We start from the raw sequence: 19503 nt of genomic DNA, 5'->3' as shown, positions 1-19503 counted from the left end.
TTCACCTTCAAGCTTCTAATCGACACTCTTCAAATTAATATTACCTTCTAATCGCTTCTCTTGGACCATTAATATTCCAATCAAGCCTATTATGGAAAAAATAACAGGGGTAAAGAACCCATAGTAATATCCATTAATCGTACTACCTGATACAACTTGAAAGTGATCTAATATTTTTCCAAAAATAGTCGGTAACAAGACAGCACTTAAGAAACCTCCCGTATTCGCGAAGCCAGAAACAATACCAGCTTCTTTAATCGGGAATGTTTGACGAACGGCAGCAAAAGTTAATGCATTAGCTCCATAAGCTAATCCTATAATAAAGAAAAGCACTGTTAACATGTTAGAAGGTGGACTTCCATTAAAGTAAACGAATACAGACCAACAACATACAAGGACGACGTGTACGAAAATATATGGTCGCTTTATTTCATTAAACCTGCTAGATAGATAACTTGCTAGTGGTGCTCCAATTAACGCTCCAATAAGACCTACCATCATTAGGTGACTCGCCTCAGCCAGTGTCATACCGAACACAGTCATTCCATAAGGAACTCCCCAAGAGCTAATAAACCCTACATATGTTCCGACAATTCCGAAGTGACATAGAAATAATGCCCATGCTTGCCTTGTTGAAAAGATCCGTTGAAGCAAGGCGGTTGGCTTCTCAGGCATTTTTTCTACTTTTATGAAAAAAGTGTGGTTTGGTATTTTTATTAATACAAGATAAAGAGCAATGGCACATGCACAAAGTAATACACCGGTTAAGAAAAATGCCGGTCTCCACCCAAACAAGTCAATCACAAAAGCAAAAGGAACTGTCGCTAACAAAAAACCAAGACTTCCTGTCATCGCTGTAACACCTATTAGTTTTGTAAATTCTCTCGCTGTAAACCATTGGCCTAAAATTAGCACCATATTGACCCAAATAGTAGCATCTCCAACTCCAATCAAAATCCGTGCAAAAAACAAAATAGATTCCTGTGTCCCAATGCTATAAATGATAGTTCCTACACCGGTCAAACTCGCACCAATAATGAGGAAAAAGTTTGGCCCATACCGGTCTGCCATAAATCCCATTGGTATTTGCAACCCTGTATAAACAAAAAACTGTATGCTTGCAAGTAACCCTATTGTTGTTGCCGTCACATTAAACCCGAGCATAATTTGGTCTGTTATTAAACCAGGAGCTGTACGCTGGCTCGAAATGATAACATATGTAAACAATACAGAAGCAAAGACAACCCATCTAAACGGACTAGTTTGTTTATCCACCGACATCTACCCCTGATACGCTTTTATTCATGTATATGGGTATTAGTCGTAGGAAGGAACACTTTTTTAAAATTTATGTGAAATTAACCCCGTCCCCGTTTCACACATTCTTACATTTTAATAGAAAAAGACAATTTCCTCCTTTTGTAATAGAGAAAATTGCCTTTTACTTATTTATTCGCATTAAGATGTTATTTCTAGTAGTTGCAAACGCTCTTGTTTCGTAACATTAAGCTCTTCATTCAGCTATTTTGTTTTTAATATATAAATTTCTTTCTCGAGTCTATTCATCTTATCAGTAATAAAATCAACATCAGTGATTCTAGCTTCGGCTGTAAGTTCAAACTGATTATCTATTCCTTCTAACATCGAATCAACAGAATCAAATCTGATATGCATCTCGGACCTTAATTCATTCATATCAACTTTTAAATCATTAACTTCTACTTTTAATTCATTGACATCTACTTTTAATTCATGAACATCTACTTTTAAATCTTGAAAATCTGTTCTTAATCCTTTTAATTCTTCGATATCGTTGCTCATTTTTGTCATCTGTTTACTCATGTCCGTAAGTATTTCAAGAATTTGCTTGTCCATTTTATCACCTCACCTTCTTCCATTATTATAATAGAACTTAGAACTATGGTGAAAAAACACTACCTAATTATTTCTCGGTAGTTAAAAAGAGTAGCAAAGAGACTGCGTTTAAACTGATTTTCCATCCAATCTTAGGAACAATTATGTTATGATGTAAACAGAAAAATGTTAACCGAAGGAACATTATAGTTTACTTTTAATCAGTAACATTTCAGGGGGATACATATGTATAGGTTACGAGGCCATCATCTTTTTTGCCTGTTAGGATATCGAGGCATGGGATACTCAAAAGAGTACGTAGAAAATATGACAAACATACATCAAACACTTAGAAATAACCCTGATACATGGATACAAATTGTTAAAGGTCCTGATCATTTATGTGAGAAATATCCAAATACAGGTGAATATCATTGCCAGGACAAAAATATTTATGAGCGCGATGCAGCGATACTAGAAAAAATGAACATTCGCATTGGACAAATATTAAAATGGAAACATGTTGAATCTGCTATAAGAAAACATGTCATCCCCTCTGATATTGGCACAGTCTGTGAAACTTGCTCATGGAGGTCGTATGGTGTCTGCGAAGAGGGAGTCGAAGAAATAATAGCTGGTAAGGGGTTAAGAGTGGTGAAATAAAGGTTTAGAGGTCATGAGTTATTTGCATAAATCCTGACCTCTAAAATATATACCTCATCCGACATTTGAGTATACGATTTGGTTTCTTCCTCGATGCTTCGCTTCATATAGAAGCTTATCTACTTTTTCTACTAATTGATCTGGCTTTTCGCCATTTTGTATACAGCTTCCGAAACTCATCGTGACAGAAAAGGATTCACCGCCATCACAATAAAAAAGATGACTAGCAATAGCTTCTTTAATAGTAACTAAAAGATTGTCTACTTCTTTTTTTCTATTCATATGAAGAATAATGGCAAACTCTTCTCCCCCATAACGAAAAACTTTCCCTTGTTTTGCTGGGATAATAGTCGAGATAATTTCGCCAATTTGGCGTAATACTTTATCTCCCGTTACATGTCCGTGTTGATCGTTAATAGATTTAAACCTATCGATATCTGCTAAAACTAAGTAAAAATCAGAGCCATTTTCTAAGTCCTTACGTAAATTTTCTTGAAACGAACGGTGATTTAATAGATTGGTAAGATAATCTCGATTTGCCACTTCTGCTAACTCGTTCTTTTCTGAATGTTGTTTTCGTTCTCTTGAAACGATAATTCCACCTAACCCCCCAACTAAGTACAAAAAGAGAACATGGCAAAAATAAACTACTAAATTACTTAACGTATATACATCTGAGACTTGCATATAAAAGATGATAGAGTAGAAGGTACAAAATAAAGTTGCAGCTATTAATCCACCGACGATTCTCCAATAAACAGCAATATGTAAAAGAATTAAATATGCCACTGGTAAAAGTGGACTTTCAATCCCACCAGTTAACGGGATAAGGGCAGAAAAAGCAATAAAGTCGAAGAATGGGCCTCCCTTTGTCATGAATGTATACATCGTTGAACCTTCAGGTGACTTATGTAAGTAATAATCGGAAACGCCCATATATAATATTCCAAAAACAACTAAAGCAACAAACAAGTAAAACTTTAAAGGATCTGGGTTTTGAGTATATCGTACGGTAAAGACGACAGTAGACAATAGTAAAAAAACCCATCGTAGAGAAGAAAAAATAATTTCTAGGCCATGGTATGACAGGTAAGCATTCTTTAACAAAGGTTTCAATTCTTTCACATCCAGTTGATAGTTTTCACTTTACTCCATTATATAACAAAAGTAAGAGAATTAACTATTTTTTAAAAGAAATGTTTTAATATTCCATTAAATTATATTCAAGGGAATCAATTTCATAATTATGATTCGTTTAATGAAAAAAGGAGGACTTAAGGAGCAAAAAAACGACAAACTAAATATCATAACCCTTGGTACAAAAGACAATGTAAAATCTCATATGTTTTTTAAAAATATACACCATAAATTGTCTTAAAAAATAGGGTAATCGTGAGTGAAAGGAGAGGATTACAATTATTCGGCAAAAGAACTTTTAGATGAAATCAAGTATAGTAATGATGAAAGTACATACACATGTGTACTTTCTTTTTAAATTGTAAATAAAAAATCAATTGCATCCTCAATTTCTTGTGGTACATAAAATTGAGGGGCGATTGATTGAAAGTTGTTCGGATATACAAATTATTGAAATCCGTTAATACCCTATGAACCACAGGTTTGTTCTCCAAATAAACCTCTCTATCGCCCGTCATGCTTAATGAAATCTTAATAAAAATTCACACTGATTTTATGATAGTTCCTTATCCATCCAATTTTTTTATGACAATTGAAGCATTTACGTTTGTTTGTGTGCCTCCAGCTAAAGTCTGAAGGGTAACAGCTGCCGAAGAGGTATGATTTCGAAGGGTAATTACATCTCCAGCTGATACGGCGATTATAGCCTGACCGTTATTTTGCTGAGTTCCTGCACCTGATCCATAGACCGTTCCTGCTACAGGTGCACCATTTAAAAATAATGCGAATTGGTTTGGTTCTACACCCGACACAGAGAAAGTAACCTCATAGATTCCCGGAGTGGTAACTAAAATTTCTGAGGTTCCAGGGGCATGCGTAATTCCAGGTGTAATTATTCCATTTGAATCAAAAATGACGTCAGCCTCTATAGGCACAACCTGAGCACCGAGATTGTAAATGTATGCATATTCGGATAATCCACCTGCTGCTCCTGTCGCTCCTGTGGCTCCCGTTTCACCTGTTGCTCCGGTTGCCCCAGCTTCTCCGGTTGCTCCTGTGGCTCCTGTGGCTCCCGCTTCTCCGGTTGCTCCTGTTGCTCCAGTTGCTCCAGTTGCTCCGGTTGCTCCTGTTTCACCTGTTGCACCTGTTGCCCCAGTTGCTCCTGTTTCACCTGTTGCACCTGTTGCTCCCGTTTCACCTGTTGCTCCCGTTGCTCCTGTTTCACCTGTTGCTCCGGTTGCTCCTGTTTCACCTGTTGCTCCGGTTGCTCCAGTTGCTCCCGTTTCACCTGTTGCTCCGGTTGCCCCAGCTTCTCCGGTTGCTCCTGTGGCTCCTGTGGCTCCAGCTTCTCCGGTTGCTCCTGTGGCTCCAGCTTCTCCCGTTGCTCCGGTTGCTCCCGCTTCTCCGGTTGCTCCGGTTGCTCCTGTTTCACCTGTTTCACCTGTTGCCCCAGTTGCTCCTGTTTCACCTGTTGCACCTGTTGCTCCCGTTTCACCTGTTGCTCCCGTTGCTCCTGTTGCTCCCGTTTCACCTGTTGCTCCCGTTGCTCCTGTTTCACCTGTTGCTCCGGTTGCTCCTGTTTCACCTGTTGCTCCTGTTTCACCAGTTGCTCCGGTTGCTCCCGTTGCTCCGGTTGCTCCCGTTTCACCTGTTGCTCCGGTTGCTCCTGTTGCTCCCGTTTCACCTGTTTCACCAGTTGCTCCCGTTGCTCCCGTTGCTCCCGTTGCTCCCGTTTCACCTGTTGCTCCGGTTTCACCTGTTGCTCCGGTTGCTCCGGTTGCTCCCGTTTCACCTGTTTCACCTGTTGCTCCAGTTGCTCCGGTCGCTCCAGTTGCTCCTGTTTCACCTGTTGCTCCAGTTGCTCCTGTTTCACCTGTTGCTCCAGTTGCTCCCGTTGCTCCGGTTGCTCCTGTTTCACCTGTTGCACCTGTTGCTCCCGTTTCACCTGTTGCTCCCGTTGCTCCTGTTTCACCTGTTTCACCAGTTGCTCCCGTTTCACCTGTTGCTCCCGTTGCTCCTGTTTCACCTGTTGCTCCGGTTGCTCCTGTTTCACCTGTTGCTCCGGTTGCTCCAGTTGCTCCGGTTGCTCCCGTTTCACCTGTTTCACCAGTTGCTCCAGTTGCTCCGGTCGCTCCAGTTGCTCCTGTTTCACCTGTTGCACCTGTTGCTCCTGTTGCACCTGTTGCTCCAGTTGCTCCTGTTTCACCTGTTGCTCCAGTTGCTCCGGTTGCTCCTGTTTCACCTGTTGCACCTGTTGCCCCAGTTGCTCCTGTTTCACCTGTTGCACCTGTTGCTCCCGTTTCACCTGTTGCTCCGGTTGCTCCCGTTGCCCCTGTTGCTCCTGTGGCTCCCGTTGCTCCTGTGGCTCCCGTTGCACCTGTCCCACCAGTAGTTTGTTGTTTTTGCAGGACTTTAAGTTGGAGGTCTAAAATCATTTTCTCTGAAAGCTGAGTAAACACGCCTTCTCCTATTGCAGTTATACCCGATGCACCAGGTATCGGGAAACGATTCAAAGCTTCATCCCACTCGGTGATATCAGCTCTGAGCAATTCACAGAAAACCTGTTCATTGAAAAATTCAGTACTCTGCTGATGAAATTGCGAAATATCTGTTGACAGTAATTGATCTTTTTCAGGAAAGCCAGTACCGAGAGGTCTAGACACTAAGAAGTCAAACTCATCACGACTATTTAGGAAAGGTCCGACTGGTGGATTTAGAAAACTAGAATTGTCAATTGACACAGTGCAGTTGAAAGGAACATCAACAGTAAAAGATTTCATAGTTGAATCTAATCCAATCGTGTTGCCAACAATTGGATTCGCAGCGTATTGAATATTTTTCCGTACATATCCAGCAAGAAATAACTGACTTGTATTACCAATTCCAGGTTGGAGTAGACGACAATGCGTAACATTTACTCTTTTTTTAATAGTTTTAATTTCTAAAACGTCTTGCCCTTCTGGGAAATCAATTTTTGCATGCATCGGTATTTTTACAGAAATTTCAGTTAAAACAACAGGGACTTTTACCAATGTTGGCGCGGAAACAGGGCTAGGAGTAATAACGGTTGCCTCACAATGACCTATGGTCGCTGAGGCTTGTTTACAAGGTTTTGATGACATTAAATTTTCACCTCTTTCATTTGATACTATTAAGTTATGTAAAAAAAAGTATAAATCTTGTGCGCTTGCCAAAGTCTAGTAAAAAATAGTAGATTCAAACGTTTGACCACCATTTCTAATTACTTCTTACTATCACAGTAAAGCTCATCTTTACAGAAAATATGTGAGAACGATATTTCCATAATTGTTCTTTCGAAAGTATTTGTACTACTAAATCCTGAATAGGCACAGTTTGAATAATATCTAACACTTCCATTTGTTAATGCTACTAGATCTGATTCCTATGGCTTAGCACCTTTTTCTAAAGGAATTAATATGATACATTGGAGGCGAAAAAATGAATATAAATTATCCAATAACTATCAGTCTTTGTATGATTGTAAAAAATGAGGAGAGAGTAATTGAAAGGTGTTTGTCATCTGTAAAAACAATTGTAGATGAAATTGTTATTGTTGATACTGGATCTACTGACCGTACAAAGGAAATTGCAAAGACATTTACAAATTATATTTATGATTATAAATGGATTGATGATTTTTCTGATGCGCGAAATTTTGCATTTTCTAAAGCAACAAAGGACTATATTTTATGGCTTGATGCAGATGATATTATTACTGAAGAAAACAGAGAAAAGTTTTTACTGTTAAAACAAAATCTCTCATTTGATGTAGACGCTATTTCCATGGCGTACCATCTTACATTTGATAATGAAGGAAAGCCAAACTTTAGTTCAAGGCGAAACCGTCTTGTTAAACGCGAGAAGCAATTCAAATGGTATGGAATCGTCCATGAATATCTAGAAGTAAGCGGTAGTATCATTAATTCTGATGTGGCAATAGTCCATAAAAAAGAGAGTGCTCTTAGTGATCGAAACTTGCGTATTTATGAAAAAGCATTAGAGGACGGTAAAAAGTTCTCTCCAAGGGATAAGTATTATTACGCGAACGAATGCATGGATCATAATATGTATGAGAAAGCCATTAAATGGTACCAAGCATTTTTGGACGAAGGAAATGGGTGGATAGAAGACAATATTATAGCCTGTGGAAATATGGCAGATTGCTATATAAACTTACAAAAGTGGCCTGATGCAATTAACAGTTGTCTGAGATCTTATAATTATGACGCACCTCGGGGTGAAAACTGTTGTCGATTAGGATTCATATACTTGCAGCAGAATCTTATAAAACAAGCGATTTCTTGGTATGAGCTAGCAACTGTACTAAAAATCCCAGAAACCAAAAGCCCTTTTATTAATCGAGCTTGCTATACATGGCTCCCCCATTTACAACTATGTCTCTGTTATAGTATTTTAGGTGATTATAATAAAGCTCAAAAACATAATGACCTCGCAGCTTCCTTTGTCCCACATAACCCCAAAATCCAACATAATCAAAAATTCCTTAGTTCCATTCTTAAAATAGGCAAAGAGAAAGACGTTTAATATTTTGTTCAATTATCTTTAGCCACTGTCCGTTCAACATTCAAATGAATCAAAAGAAGCAAAGGGACGCACTCTTTGCTTCTTTTGCTTACTTAGAAATCACACTTTTTAATACTTCTTATCGAATATATTTACCTTCACAAAGCATTCTCCTTCCTTCACTTAGAATTCTCGAGAATACATTCCCAGTTTTTTCACTACACTGTTTCAATAGTAAAACAAATATGAACGCTTTTTTATATACAAATGGTTAATGGCAATGTAGTAATGTTGACAGAACAATATCTAGTCAAAATAATAATGTGAAGTGGTAGACTAAACGGAGGAAAAGGAGGCGATAGCGGAACAGTGCTATAGCTCCCTTTTTATGAGGTCATGTTTTCCTCTGCCATATACTATAAGAGATATTGCTTATTAAACAATCCTGCTTCGATATAAATAACTACAACATAAAAAACGTTAACCATTCTTAGATTAACGCTCATCGTTACTATAAATACTACATATCACATGCTACTTTACATACTAATTTTGTTTGGTTATTTAACTTTAAACTCCGCTATCAAAAGGTACTTATCATAGTCCCCTGATTTTCTAAAATCAATAATATCTTTCACTATACGGTATTCACCAGTATCCAGACTTCCGTAGAGCCATTCCCAATCGATTGGCATTTCCTTAACATCAGAAGAAGGCAAGTCATAACCAATACTATTGAACCCGTATTCTCCATCTAGGGCAACAGGGACTTGATACCATTTACCTTCGATTTTCTTTTCCAACAGAAAATATTCACCATACATACAATCCTTGTCAGAATTATTCTCAAATATTACAGTTAATCCAGTAGAGGATACCGTTCCTTCCTTTGCGATCATAGAAACTCCTTCAATATTGTTGACAGTTTCATATATTGTAGGTTCCCAGTCTGTTCCTTCAGTTGATTGGCCATTACTAGAACTTCCGCATCCTGGTAAAAGTGTTAAACTTATTGCTATACAGAATAGCAAACACAAATATCTTTTCATAAAATCTCCCCTTTTTCATATTAGAAGTATAATGCCAAATTTAGTTTCTTTATGATGCAATACTGCTGACTTTTTGTAAGTAATCCCGTATCTATATTCCTCCGTTAGTTTTCTCCATTTATTTTTTCTGACATTCTCAAGTCATTCTCCGCCAGTTTATATTTTCCCATATTTTTATATGCAGTGGCTCTTGCCTTGTAGGCTCTTGCAATACCTGAAGTGTTTTGAATTTGGGTGAGTAATTCAATAGCTTTACTAGAATAGTTTAAAATCTGTTCATTGCTACTAGCTATCATTCCTTTGTTTCCTAAATCGGACATGATAATCCAATACCAGCCCAATCCTTGTTTATGCTCCACAGAATTCTCCGCTTCAAAATGTTTTTTCGCTTCCAATAACAACTGTAACCCTTCTTCTATTTCTCTATTGGAAAGGAGATTTACACCTGTTGAAAATAAACTTTGGGCATAGGAGATTGAATTTCCTGAAAGTTTAGCACTCTCTATTTCTTTTTGATTAGCTTCGTTTGCTTCTTCTTTTCTACCCAGCTGGCGTAGCATACCAGCTTGACGTAAATAGCATTGAGCTAACAGTTTATGAACTTTTGTAGATTCCACTTCGGTATGCTCCATCATTTTAATAACTTCTTTTTCCACTTCATTATACTGTTCTAATGCCAATTCATATTTTCCTAATTGCTCGAACAAAATTAAAGCTTTCTCTAATTTTCCCTCTAAAATATGTAAGGAGTTTGCCATTTTATCACCCCATAAGACGAGTATTTTATATTCCTTTAAACATTGTTTTCAAAACTAGTAATGTTAAACTCTATCATTCTTAAATTGAATATGAACTATGTCTTTTTTACTACCCTAAACCCAATCATTTACTCTGATTTTCCAAATCATATGATCATACCCTTTACCCCAATAACCCTTTAACCAGTAATCAGGTTCTCCAAATTTCTTTTTCCATATTTTTTGTGCATTTATATATCCACTATCTAAACAAAATTTACCTATTCCTTTATTCTGTAAAGTAGAGTACATTTTATTCAATAGCAAATTCCCTACGCCCAACCTTTGATAGTCAGGTAGAATAAAAACTGTCCCTACCTCCAATAGCTCTTTGAAATTATTGTTTGTACAATCACAAATGAGTTCGCTTGCTGGTCCAAATTCAATGGTACCAATTATTTTATCAACATCTAAAGCTATTAAAAAAAAGCGTTTTTCACCGTTGCTTTCAAAATCACTTTCTAAGTAACTCTCTTTTACGTTTATTTCATTCTTAATATCATCCAACTTTTCTCCAATGCCTTCTTTATTAAATGTATCTATAATTACAATCTTAAAAAATTCTTTTAATTGTTTAATTTCCTCCATTCTAGGTCTTCTTATCTGTATATTGATTACCAAAACACCTCCAAATTCTTATATTATCCATTGTATTAACACAAATGATAGCTCATTCGAATTGAAATCCTTCGTTACATCAACTGAAATCCGAAAGGGAATGAGAGTAATGCATGCTTCTTATCATTAAAGATAACAAAATCCAGTTTTTGGAGAGGCGTTAGGTCACCGTCTTCCACTTCCGTACCCATGAAGGCAACGCTCGATAAGTTAGTCAATGCAGATATAAATTGTATGCTAGGTATTTTTCTGCAATTTTCCAAAATAATTACTTTCAAGTTACCCAATTTATTTAAAGATTCTATGTTTATAAGTTTTTTGCAGCTTTCTATTCTAACTTCTTCCAAGCTTTGTGAATGTTAAAATCCACATGGTCTTTTTGATAGTAGAGTTCGTTTATTTGAATTTTTTTGACATTATTTGTACGAATGTAATTGATATAGTCTTGTAAGTTTTCTTCTTCCATAACAATTCTATCTCCATTGTATTTCCGTATGCGTTTTAGCGCCATTACTATAGAGAACCTCCTCAAGTGATAGGAGCAAAGGTATCGCCCTCGCTCCTACCAATACTTTCTTATAGTAATTCTATTACCTCTTTCCAATTTCTAGATTGAGATTCAACAGTAAATACATGATCAGACTCCCATTTTGCTTTTCCTAGAAAAGAAGAATAAACAAATGGTGATGGCAATGTTTCTACTATCTTTCTTTCAAGAAGCAAATATCCGTTTTTATCATAGATAGCGCAGGTCATTTGAAAAGATTTAATATCCTCCATACATCTCACTACTGAAAGCTTATCTTTTTTTGATTTTTTTGTGGTGTTCCCTTTAATAGAAACTCTCTTTTAAAGCCTACTTTCTCTGAATTTAAAAGGGCAATTTCCAAATCGCCTTTATCCCAATTTTTATAAGTAAATACTTCTTCAAAAATTTCACCAAAAATACTTCGAAACTCTTTTCTTTTGAGATCATCTTCCTTGATCGATAAAAATTTGTTTGGATCATAAGGAACGTCGATATCCCAAAAACCATCTATCACCTCATAAAATTTGAACGTATCAATATTACTTATGCAATTTATATTAATTTGACTAATGTTTTCTTTCGACTTATCTTTAAACAAAAAATAAGCAAAAATAGCAGTTGCAGCTGAAAGTTGAGATTCGAAGTCTTCTTCGATACTATTTCTTTTTTTTCGAGAATTGGTACCATCATAGAATCGTATATCCAATTAAATTTCTCCCTCTATATGTATATTTCTGAGTTTTTATATACACGCTACCATAAATCCTTTCTATTACTTCTTCCTTTTTATTTTAACATCTTTTTCCAACTTATGTTATAAAAAACATCCTATAATTGCTATAACGGGTTCGGTTCAGGAAGAGAAAATCAAAACGCTGCAATTATTAAAAAAATAAGATTGCAGCGTTTCTTTTAGCCTATCTAGCTTATATTCATAATACTTCCTGATTACTCGGATTCGACTCTGTTAGGTCTTTGCATAACTCCCATACTTTACTTCTAATTTCTTTATTCTCTGCATAGGCCGGATACTTACTTGTGCCTACTACTTGTTTAATTTGTTTTAAAAAACCCTGTGATTCTGCTAAGGCGGGTTTCATCACATCTAATTTATCGTTGAATAGTTTGCCAGTTTTATCTTTAAATCTATCAGATGTACATATTTCATAATAGTTATTTGCCATATAGCTAGGTTGGCGGAAAAATAAATTTTGTACCGAAGCAACCATTCTATAACCAGGTGTAACTTTCTTTAATGTTTCCTTTGACATTTTTGCACCGTTAATCTGCAAGGCATTTACTTTGATTCCTTCACTCTCATACTCCTCAGCCATTTTAAATGTAAGCATCATCAATGCCATTTTGGATTGACAATACATTTTATAAACAGTAAAATTTTCACTACTTTTATACTCCCCAGTTACGTTATCAAAATCAATTTCTCTTTTAGGCTCAAAAAAGTGCTTAATAATGTTACTGCCTGCATTTAGGATTCTTGCATCATCCGACTTTTTTAGGTGATCCAATAGCAAATTCGTTAGTAAATACGGACCGACTACATTTGTCGCGAAAGTCAATTCAATCCCTTCTGGAGTAAGAGTATGCTTAGCCCCATGATTAAAATAAGCTGCATTGTGAATTAAGATGTCTAATTTTTCATACTTACTTTTAAATTCATCGGCAAATTGATACATTGATTCGAAAGAAGATACATCTAATTTCATAAGCTCAACTTGAGTATTATTTGTAGACGTAACTATCTCTTCTTGAGATTTTCGGCTAACCTCGATATTGCGACAAGCCATAATAACTGTATAACCTTCTTTAGCAAATTGCTTAGCAGCAGCCTTTCCAATCCCCGAATTTGCACCAGTAATGACAACAATACGATTTTTCATTTTACTCCCCCACTCCTAATTAAAATAATTACCCTAATTGCCCATTCTTGCGTAAACGCGCAGCCGCAATAACATCTTCTGCCGTGCTGTCTAGAAGCTCTACCACCTTATTATCGTTAAACTCTTTCGGAAGCAATCCATTAGCAACCATTATGGATAGGCCCCCTTGAAAAATTCTCATCTTCAATAAAATATTCATCAGCTCGTCATCTGTAAACCCTTCATGGTGAAGGCTCTCTTTCATTAGCGAAACAAGGTCATTACCTATCTCTTGGTTATAGTCCTTTATATACTCGTTCTGTTTCATCATTAAGTCGATAAAAAGGACACTATATTCCCTTGCAAACCGCAAACTAGCAATACCTATATCACGAAATAGGTCTCCACTATTTTGTTCTAGAACCATTTGTTGATTTACATCAATAGTTCTTTTTACGACCTCCCGGATGAGTTCTTCTACATCATTGAAGTTTACGTAAATCGGAGCAATTGAACTTCCTAATTTGTCAGCAACTTTTCTTATTGTTATTTTATCTAGCCCTTCTGTTTTTGCTATTTCAAATGCTGCATCTATAATTTGTTCTTTGGAAAACTTCTTTTTCGGTGGCATAGTAATCCCCTTTTCACTTACATACCGTGTACATGATTATATATATCATGCGTTATATAACAAACGATATACAACATCCACTTGTCTAGTCAAGACTATTTTTTCAAAAATAAAAAAAGTTACACTCTCGATCAGTTTTGATTAATATAGTTTTTTTCCACAGCCAAAAAGACATTGCTTGGAATACCAAACAATGTCTTTTTTACTTATAAACATTATCCCATACGGCATTAGCACTCCAAGCTAACACAACTTGCAGCAAAAATTTATGTTATAAACGAAACGGATAAGTTCACTTTTTCAGTTGCAATCTTTTTTCAAGGATAGCGATGGATGCTGAAAACATTATAAACCTCTATCTCTTATTTCTTTGATGATAAGTTCAACAATTCGACCTGTAGGTAATGTTCCGTCAATAACTGTATCTGCATTAGGTTTTATTTTGTACTCCATTTCTAGATATGCTGTTCTTCCATATTGCAAATAAAAATGTAAATCGTTATGGACTTCGCTAATTTGGCTATCTGTGTGATCTCTAAGTATTCTTCTGTCCATTGCTACATCTAAAGGAGTGTCGATAAAAATAGATAGGTCAATGTGATTTTTCATTTTATCGTTCATATAGGAAAACGGATAATCCAGCAATATGTAGGAAGGTACTTCTTTAGAGACTTTTAACGATTCAATATCTGATATTATTGGATCTAAGTTCCAAAGGTTGTAATTTGCTCCCTGATTCACCCACTGTATAAGGTCATCAGGTGCCTGTTCAAATTCATAATCATCAAAAAACAATGCTTGTGTTTCTTGTAACATGGAATTCAATTTTTTAGTTATTGTAGTTTTTCCTCCACCAGAAAAAGCCGAAATGGAAATAATTTTTGGTTTAATACTAATTCGTAAAAGCCCCTATCTTCATAATTAAATGTCACAGCTGTTAAGGATTTACGTTTTCTATTTCTTAACAACCCAAAAGATAACGAACCCTAACCCCAGTAAAATGATGCCTAAATGTATAAACCAATAATCAATAAAAAATTCCCATTGAAGCTTCTGTATTTCTTTAAGTCTTTCAAAATAACCCATTTGTTCACTCTCCACTTTACCTAGTTAATGTCTATACTTATCGTTATTAAGTTGAACATAAAAATGATTCACCCTAGTATATTACTTTTAGTAGTAAACATCCTCTCACCCTGTTTCTGTTATTTGTACGAATAAACTCCGAAAAAGTTCCCTCAACTATTTAAGCTTTTTTTCTATTGAAACGACAGACAAGATAGATGGATGCACGGGAACTGTTCTCTTGCTTCTGAATCAGTAGAATCGTCCCTTTGCATTCCATGAATTTTTATTATTTCTTTTTCCGTATACTTTTACACGTTGTTGATCTCCTCACATATCTTAGCTTTCCTCGAGATAGGTTGATTAATTTTGTGACGATGTTTCTATTTTTATCTCTTTGGTAATACCCTTTTCAGGTATCAGCCACTTAAGCGTTAATAGAAAACAAATAACTGAGCCAAGCCAAAATAAGTTTGTTAATCCAATTTTCCCTTCCAATGTATATCCAAGGATCGGTCCAAACGCAGCTCCTAAATCAACAACAACTGTATAAACAGTCATAATTAGGACTTTATTCTTTTCCAACGTTGCTATTTCCGTAACTATGGTGTCCAAGATTGTTGTAACACTAGATGTGACTAATAGATGAACTAATAATATTGGTACCCAAATAATGAATGGTACCTGCAACGGTATGATCAATAACGCTATCGAAGCAATAACCAAGAAGAAACTCAACATGTAGCCTTTACGATTTGTTCGATCTAATACTCCACCAAGTAAGGGTGAAATGAAAGGGAATATTCCCCATCTAATAGCTTGTAACAATCCTGCTAATGATGCTGCTCCAAGAACAATGCCGAACATGTTATATTCATTATTGAAGTTAATATTTATGATATGGCTAAGTGTTGCATTTAACATTCCATCTAAAATCATAATAGAAAAAAACGCAGTGACAACGATCCAAATTAATTTTGCATTGGAAAAGATGTGCAAATAATGTCTAATTGAAATCCTTTGGTGCTTATTTTCCTCCCTCTCTATCGCTTTAGGTATAAATTTATAGATAAATGGGATAGACATGAATGATAGTAAACCTACTAAAATACTAATTATCTTTATCCCATATATGTCTGCGAGCACCCCTCCTACTAACATACCAACCAAACTTCCTATTCGATATAATCCGTTGTATGTGCCCACAAAATGGCCACGATTTGAGTCTGAAGTTAGTTGAAGAATTAATAAGAAAGCCCCCAATTTAAATAGTGACCACGCAATCCCCCATACCGAACGAAGAATAAGCCAAAGACTAAAGTTGTTAACTAGTCCATAGCCAACCGTTGTTATTCCTGCAAGTAAAACAGCTAGTAGTATTCCATTACGTAAGTTTATTCTCGTATAGATAAAGCCTATTAAAGGATTAAGTGGTAACCTAACAAAGCGATTGATGGAAAGTAATATTCCCACTTCTATTAACGAGCTTAATCCAGCTTCTTTCCAATGAATGGGAAGAACAATATAGAGCATGGAGTCACCGATTAAGCAAACAGCAGTTATCAAGGCCAAGGCAACAATCGACGGTTTCTTATTTTTTTCCATTAACTATATTTCCTTTACATTAGACTTGATAGTAAAAAAAGACCGGCCATGAGGATTGACCAGTCTTTGACTTTTTAACTACAGGTTAGTTATTTATATTCTCACTCTTTTTTACATTATGACTATGTTAAAGCTTGTTGTTTTTTTGTAAATCTAGCGGTTGATTTTCGCGCATATCGTAGACTCCTCGAAAATGCTATCGCATTTCCTTCGTGCGATGTATTGCTCCCGTAGCCTTCCTTGTCCTGCGGGAGAAGCGGGGAGCGGGAGACCCCGCAGGAGCGAATGCGACGAGGAGTAGGTTTTTTCACGATAGTGAAAATAACCTTCCTTTACAACACCCGCGGAAAGCGAAGATATGCGCGGAAATCAACAGCGGTCTTTAACACAGCCTACATTATAAAAGCTTTTCCATAGCCATCACGTCAACAAATTGTCCATCTAGAATTCCTTGATTTCTAAATATCCCCACTTCTCTGTATCCTTTTTTTCTATACAGTGTTTGACCCAGTTGATTAAAATGAAAGGTTGATAGGATTATTTTATGAAAGTTATTCCTTCGGGCAATGACCTCAATCTTATCAATAAGCTTTCCACCCATTCCTTTACCTCTAGATTCTCTTTCGATATAGATAGACAAATCAGCTACGCCATCATAAGCACACCGGGAATTATAGATATTTAATGATGCCCAACCAACTACTTGCTCTTTGTTCTCAGCAACAATCACTTGATAACGATCTTGGTGCATCTTATACCATTCTCTCATGTATTCCGTATCTTTAAGAACAGTTTCTAGAGTAGCAATTCTGTCTTCAATCCCTTGATTATATATCCTTAGTATTGCCTCGATATCCTCTTGTTTTGATTCCCGAATTGTAACATCCTTAACGATATCAATAAGTTGATTAGCACTTTTCATCATTACACTCACCTAGATTCGTATGAATCATTGCCTTAGCCAATAGTTTTATAGAACGTTCTACGGTTTCTTGTTCAAATGGAGTCAGCTGACTAAATATCACTTTTAAATCATTATTTACTTGTTGATCAATAACCAGAGCTACTTTCTTCCCTAATTCAGATAGGACTAGAAGCGTAACTCTTTTATCCTCAGGTGATGATACTTTTTCAATTAGTTTCATTTTAACTAAGGTTTGGACTTGCCTACTAAAAGTAGTAATATCTATACCTAGTAAATCGGCCACTTGTTGTATAGAAGGATTTGTATTCTTTTCAATTTCATATAAGGTATGACTTTGAATAACAGATACGTCTATACCATCTACCGTGCAACAAGTCTTATTGAGTAGACCAAAACGACGAGTTATAGTCTGAAAATACTCTCTCATTCTCTCACTTCCTATAAAGTTATATCTTTACTTTTTCAAGCTGACGAACAATCGATGGAATAATGGAATTTGCCGTTTTTCTTAGTCCCAGAATAAATCTAAAGGTTGGTCCATGACTATGTGACGATAAAGGACCAGCAAAATATAAGCCCGGTAAACTAGATTCAAACGATTCATTTAGCTTTGGAAACTGAGCAAATCCATTTTCACGATCTAATAAAGTTAAGATTTCTTGATTAAAGAAAGGAACCTTATCTACATTAATATGAAAACCAGTAGCTGCAATAATATGATTCACTATTTTTTCTGTTCCATCAGAAAGCAAAAGGCGAGCTTCCTCATCGTTAACCTGTTCGATCTTTTCAATTACACTATTGGCATTTTGAGGAACCAACCCTTCCACATATGGTTTTAGAAAATGAGCGACACTTCCTTGTGATTGTCCCCAACCTGGCTTCTTCTCTTCTAGAGGAAGGTTGTAAAAGATATCGCCAACATCACGAAGAGCAATTTCATTTTCTCGACTTCCTGCATAGTTTGGCCCTTCTTTACGATATACCAATTCAACTTCAGCACCTTCACGATACAATAAACCAGCAGCTTCCCATGCACTTTGGCCACTGCCAAGCACTACTACCTTTTTGCCCTTAAACTCTGAAAAGCTAGTATATCCAGAAGTATGGGATACAAACTGAGAAGGAAGCTCTTTTAAGAAGTTTGGAAGATATTTGTAATGTTCAACCCCAGTAGCGACAATAACATTTTTTGCTGTGTACGTATCACCTGTTTCCGAAATAACTGTAAATCTACCGTCTGTATAATCAACCTGTGTAATAAGTTCCGGTGTAAATTCAACTCCTGCCCTTTTTGCAAACCAGTTTGCATAATCTACAAAGATTGGTCTTGGAAGTGGAGTCATTAATTCAGTTCCAGTTTCTTCTGAAAATTGCTGAATTGTTAATTCATCTCTTTGATCAGAAAAACTCACAAACTCATGTGGAGTTCTGATGAACATATCCTGCGGCATTTTATTTTTCCAAAAATCCATCGGATAACCAAATAATTTATAAGTAAGATTGTTTGCCACTGCATGAGCACCTAAAGAAATACCAAATGGACCCGAACCAATAATAATTAAATCTAACATAACGAACATCTCCTTTTAATTGTAGCTTTCAAGTTTTTATTTACGCTATTAATCAAATGTTTTTGATTTATTAACTAATTTATACCATTTTAAGTTGCAAATTACAAGTATTATTTATCAACTTTTTTTGATTTATTTTATAATTTTTTATTAAATGAGTCTTTTCATAATGTTTTACTACTATACGAAAAACGAATAATGACTAATATACATTGGGAAAGTAATGTTATAAATATGTACATTCAAGTGAAATACTTCTACTTCCTATTATATACATACAAAAAAGCATTCCTTATTGATGGAATGCTCGGTAATTATGTAAAGTACTTCACAATATTATTATTTTTCTTTAAAAGCTAAACCCTCTTCTTCTAAGGAGGTTCTTAACACAGGTAAGGAAGCTGGCCCAATACCATGTATTTTTAATATTTCTTTTTCCGTATAGTTGGATAGTTCTTGTAAAGTGTCAATTCCTTCGTGAACCAATGCATTTCTCGCAGGTGAACTAAGCTCGAGAGGAAGCCGCTATTCGGTTGACTCTCTTTATCACAGGTAGGACAACTTGGACAATCGCTACTTTTGTAAAACTAATGTCCTTTTTCACAAACCTTCAAACTTTTATTTGATGTCAAAC

19 protein-coding genes and 1 pseudogene are annotated in these 19503 nt (G+C 36.0%); 2 read left to right on the top strand and 18 right to left on the bottom strand.

The features are described 5' to 3' along the window. Positions 1-15: 15 nt before the first annotated feature. Positions 16-1275 carry an MFS transporter gene (locus CDZ92_RS05420; protein ID WP_096154202.1) on the bottom strand — a complete coding sequence of 420 codons (1260 nt, stop codon included), beginning with the start codon at positions 1273-1275 and terminating at the stop codon, positions 16-18. 246 nt (positions 1276-1521) lie between these two features. Then, entirely contained in the window at positions 1522-1875 is a 354-nt protein-coding gene (locus tag CDZ92_RS05415; protein WP_227521484.1) for a hypothetical protein, read from the bottom strand. A 225-nt stretch (positions 1876-2100) separates the two neighbouring features. On the opposite strand from CDZ92_RS05415, the gene CDZ92_RS05410 reads away from it, so the two are divergent. Next, positions 2101-2517, top strand: a complete 417-nt coding sequence (locus CDZ92_RS05410; protein ID WP_096154200.1) for a DUF1284 domain-containing protein — start codon at positions 2101-2103, stop codon at positions 2515-2517. 54 nt (positions 2518-2571) lie between these two features. Here CDZ92_RS05410 and CDZ92_RS05405 read toward each other — a convergent pair whose 3' ends face one another. Continuing rightward, positions 2572-3642 carry a GGDEF domain-containing protein gene (locus tag CDZ92_RS05405; RefSeq protein WP_255249787.1) on the bottom strand — a complete coding sequence of 357 codons (1071 nt, stop codon included), beginning with the start codon at positions 3640-3642 and terminating at the stop codon, positions 2572-2574. 578 nt (positions 3643-4220) lie between these two features. Further along, entirely contained in the window at positions 4221-6776 is a 2556-nt protein-coding gene (locus CDZ92_RS20245; protein ID WP_255249786.1) for a CsxC family protein, read from the bottom strand. A gap of 343 nt (positions 6777-7119) precedes the next feature. Between CDZ92_RS20245 and CDZ92_RS05395 the strand changes: the two genes are divergently transcribed. Beyond that, positions 7120-8220, top strand: coding sequence for a tetratricopeptide repeat-containing glycosyltransferase family 2 protein (locus CDZ92_RS05395; RefSeq protein ID WP_096156923.1), 1101 nt, complete (start codon positions 7120-7122; stop codon positions 8218-8220). Between the two features lie 539 nt (positions 8221-8759). Here the strand turns inward: CDZ92_RS05395 and CDZ92_RS05390 are convergent. From CDZ92_RS05390 to CDZ92_RS05325, 14 genes and pseudogenes are all read right to left on the bottom strand, one after another. Then, positions 8760-9248: an immunoglobulin-like domain-containing protein gene (locus CDZ92_RS05390; RefSeq protein ID WP_096154197.1), complete on the bottom strand. Its 489-nt coding sequence runs from the start codon at positions 9246-9248 to the stop codon at positions 8760-8762. Positions 9249-9352: 104 nt separating this feature from the next. Next, a complete protein-coding gene (locus CDZ92_RS05385; RefSeq protein WP_096154195.1) occupies positions 9353-10006 on the bottom strand; it encodes a hypothetical protein in 654 nt (217 codons plus the stop codon). A gap of 114 nt (positions 10007-10120) precedes the next feature. Continuing rightward, a complete protein-coding gene (locus CDZ92_RS05380) occupies positions 10121-10633 on the bottom strand; it encodes a GNAT family N-acetyltransferase (protein ID WP_096156922.1) in 513 nt (170 codons plus the stop codon). 358 nt (positions 10634-10991) lie between these two features. Next, positions 10992-11174: a hypothetical protein gene (locus CDZ92_RS05375; RefSeq protein WP_096154193.1), complete on the bottom strand. Its 183-nt coding sequence runs from the start codon at positions 11172-11174 to the stop codon at positions 10992-10994. 65 nt (positions 11175-11239) lie between these two features. Then, positions 11240-11443, bottom strand: a complete 204-nt coding sequence (locus tag CDZ92_RS05370; RefSeq protein WP_096154191.1) for a hypothetical protein — start codon at positions 11441-11443, stop codon at positions 11240-11242. An 8-nt stretch (positions 11444-11451) separates the two neighbouring features. Then, positions 11452-11898 (bottom strand): hypothetical protein, encoded by a 447-nt coding sequence (locus tag CDZ92_RS05365; protein ID WP_096154190.1) that lies wholly within the window; start codon positions 11896-11898, stop codon positions 11452-11454. Positions 11899-12124: 226 nt separating this feature from the next. Next, complete coding sequence (locus CDZ92_RS05360) at positions 12125-13090, bottom strand: SDR family NAD(P)-dependent oxidoreductase (RefSeq protein WP_096154188.1); 966 nt, start codon at positions 13088-13090, stop codon at positions 12125-12127. 28 nt (positions 13091-13118) lie between these two features. Next, on the bottom strand, positions 13119-13700 hold the full coding sequence (locus CDZ92_RS05355) for a TetR/AcrR family transcriptional regulator (protein ID WP_096154186.1): 582 nt from the start codon (positions 13698-13700) through the stop codon (positions 13119-13121). 345 nt (positions 13701-14045) lie between these two features. Then, positions 14046-14597: a hypothetical protein gene (locus CDZ92_RS05350; RefSeq protein WP_096154184.1), complete on the bottom strand. Its 552-nt coding sequence runs from the start codon at positions 14595-14597 to the stop codon at positions 14046-14048. Positions 14598-15128: 531 nt separating this feature from the next. Beyond that, on the bottom strand, positions 15129-16370 hold the full coding sequence (locus CDZ92_RS05345; RefSeq protein WP_096154181.1) for an MFS transporter: 1242 nt from the start codon (positions 16368-16370) through the stop codon (positions 15129-15131). A 397-nt stretch (positions 16371-16767) separates the two neighbouring features. Further along, positions 16768-17295, bottom strand: coding sequence for an arsinothricin resistance N-acetyltransferase ArsN1 family A (locus CDZ92_RS05340; protein WP_255249785.1), 528 nt, complete (start codon positions 17293-17295; stop codon positions 16768-16770). Beyond that, on the bottom strand, positions 17279-17722 hold the full coding sequence (locus CDZ92_RS05335) for a MarR family winged helix-turn-helix transcriptional regulator (RefSeq protein ID WP_096154177.1): 444 nt from the start codon (positions 17720-17722) through the stop codon (positions 17279-17281). The genes CDZ92_RS05340 and CDZ92_RS05335 overlap by 17 nt, the downstream gene beginning before the upstream one ends. 19 nt (positions 17723-17741) lie before the next feature. Beyond that, entirely contained in the window at positions 17742-18869 is a 1128-nt protein-coding gene (locus CDZ92_RS05330) for an NAD(P)-binding domain-containing protein (protein ID WP_176483717.1), read from the bottom strand. Between the two features lie 339 nt (positions 18870-19208). Further along, a pseudogene (locus CDZ92_RS05325) lies at positions 19209-19501 on the bottom strand (RNA polymerase alpha subunit C-terminal domain-containing protein). Positions 19502-19503: the final 2 nt, after the last annotated feature.

This window comes from Bacillus sp. FJAT-45066, from assembly GCF_002335755.1.
Lineage (GTDB): Bacteria > Bacillota > Bacilli > Bacillales > Bacillaceae_I > Bacillus_CD > Bacillus_CD alkalisoli.
This window is presented reverse-complemented; position numbering and strand designations above follow the sequence as displayed.

Bases quoted from the DNA above. Each gene is read 5' to 3' on its own strand.
- CDZ92_RS05415 (WP_227521484.1), bottom strand. From the start codon at position 1,875: ATGGACAAGCAAATTCTTGAAATACTTACGGACATGAGTAAACAGATG.
- CDZ92_RS05410 (WP_096154200.1), top strand. From the start codon at position 2,101: ATGTATAGGTTACGAGGCCATCATCTTTTTTGCCTGTTAGGATATCGA.
- CDZ92_RS20245 (WP_255249786.1), bottom strand. From the start codon at position 6,776: ATGTCATCAAAACCTTGTAAACAAGCCTCAGCGACCATAGGTCATTGT.
- CDZ92_RS05390 (WP_096154197.1), bottom strand. From the start codon at position 9,248: ATGAAAAGATATTTGTGTTTGCTATTCTGTATAGCAATAAGTTTAACA.
- CDZ92_RS05385 (WP_096154195.1), bottom strand. From the start codon at position 10,006: ATGGCAAACTCCTTACATATTTTAGAGGGAAAATTAGAGAAAGCTTTA.
- CDZ92_RS05380 (WP_096156922.1), bottom strand. From the start codon at position 10,633: ATGGAGGAAATTAAACAATTAAAAGAATTTTTTAAGATTGTAATTATA.
- CDZ92_RS05375 (WP_096154193.1), bottom strand. From the start codon at position 11,174: ATGGCGCTAAAACGCATACGGAAATACAATGGAGATAGAATTGTTATG.
- CDZ92_RS05370 (WP_096154191.1), bottom strand. From the start codon at position 11,443: ATGGAGGATATTAAATCTTTTCAAATGACCTGCGCTATCTATGATAAA.
- CDZ92_RS05360 (WP_096154188.1), bottom strand. From the start codon at position 13,090: ATGAAAAATCGTATTGTTGTCATTACTGGTGCAAATTCGGGGATTGGA.
- CDZ92_RS05355 (WP_096154186.1), bottom strand. From the start codon at position 13,700: ATGCCACCGAAAAAGAAGTTTTCCAAAGAACAAATTATAGATGCAGCA.
- CDZ92_RS05345 (WP_096154181.1), bottom strand. From the start codon at position 16,370: ATGGAAAAAAATAAGAAACCGTCGATTGTTGCCTTGGCCTTGATAACT.
- CDZ92_RS05340 (WP_255249785.1), bottom strand. From the start codon at position 17,295: ATGATGAAAAGTGCTAATCAACTTATTGATATCGTTAAGGATGTTACA.
- CDZ92_RS05335 (WP_096154177.1), bottom strand. From the start codon at position 17,722: ATGAGAGAGTATTTTCAGACTATAACTCGTCGTTTTGGTCTACTCAAT.
- CDZ92_RS05330 (WP_176483717.1), bottom strand. From the start codon at position 18,869: ATGTTAGATTTAATTATTATTGGTTCGGGTCCATTTGGTATTTCTTTA.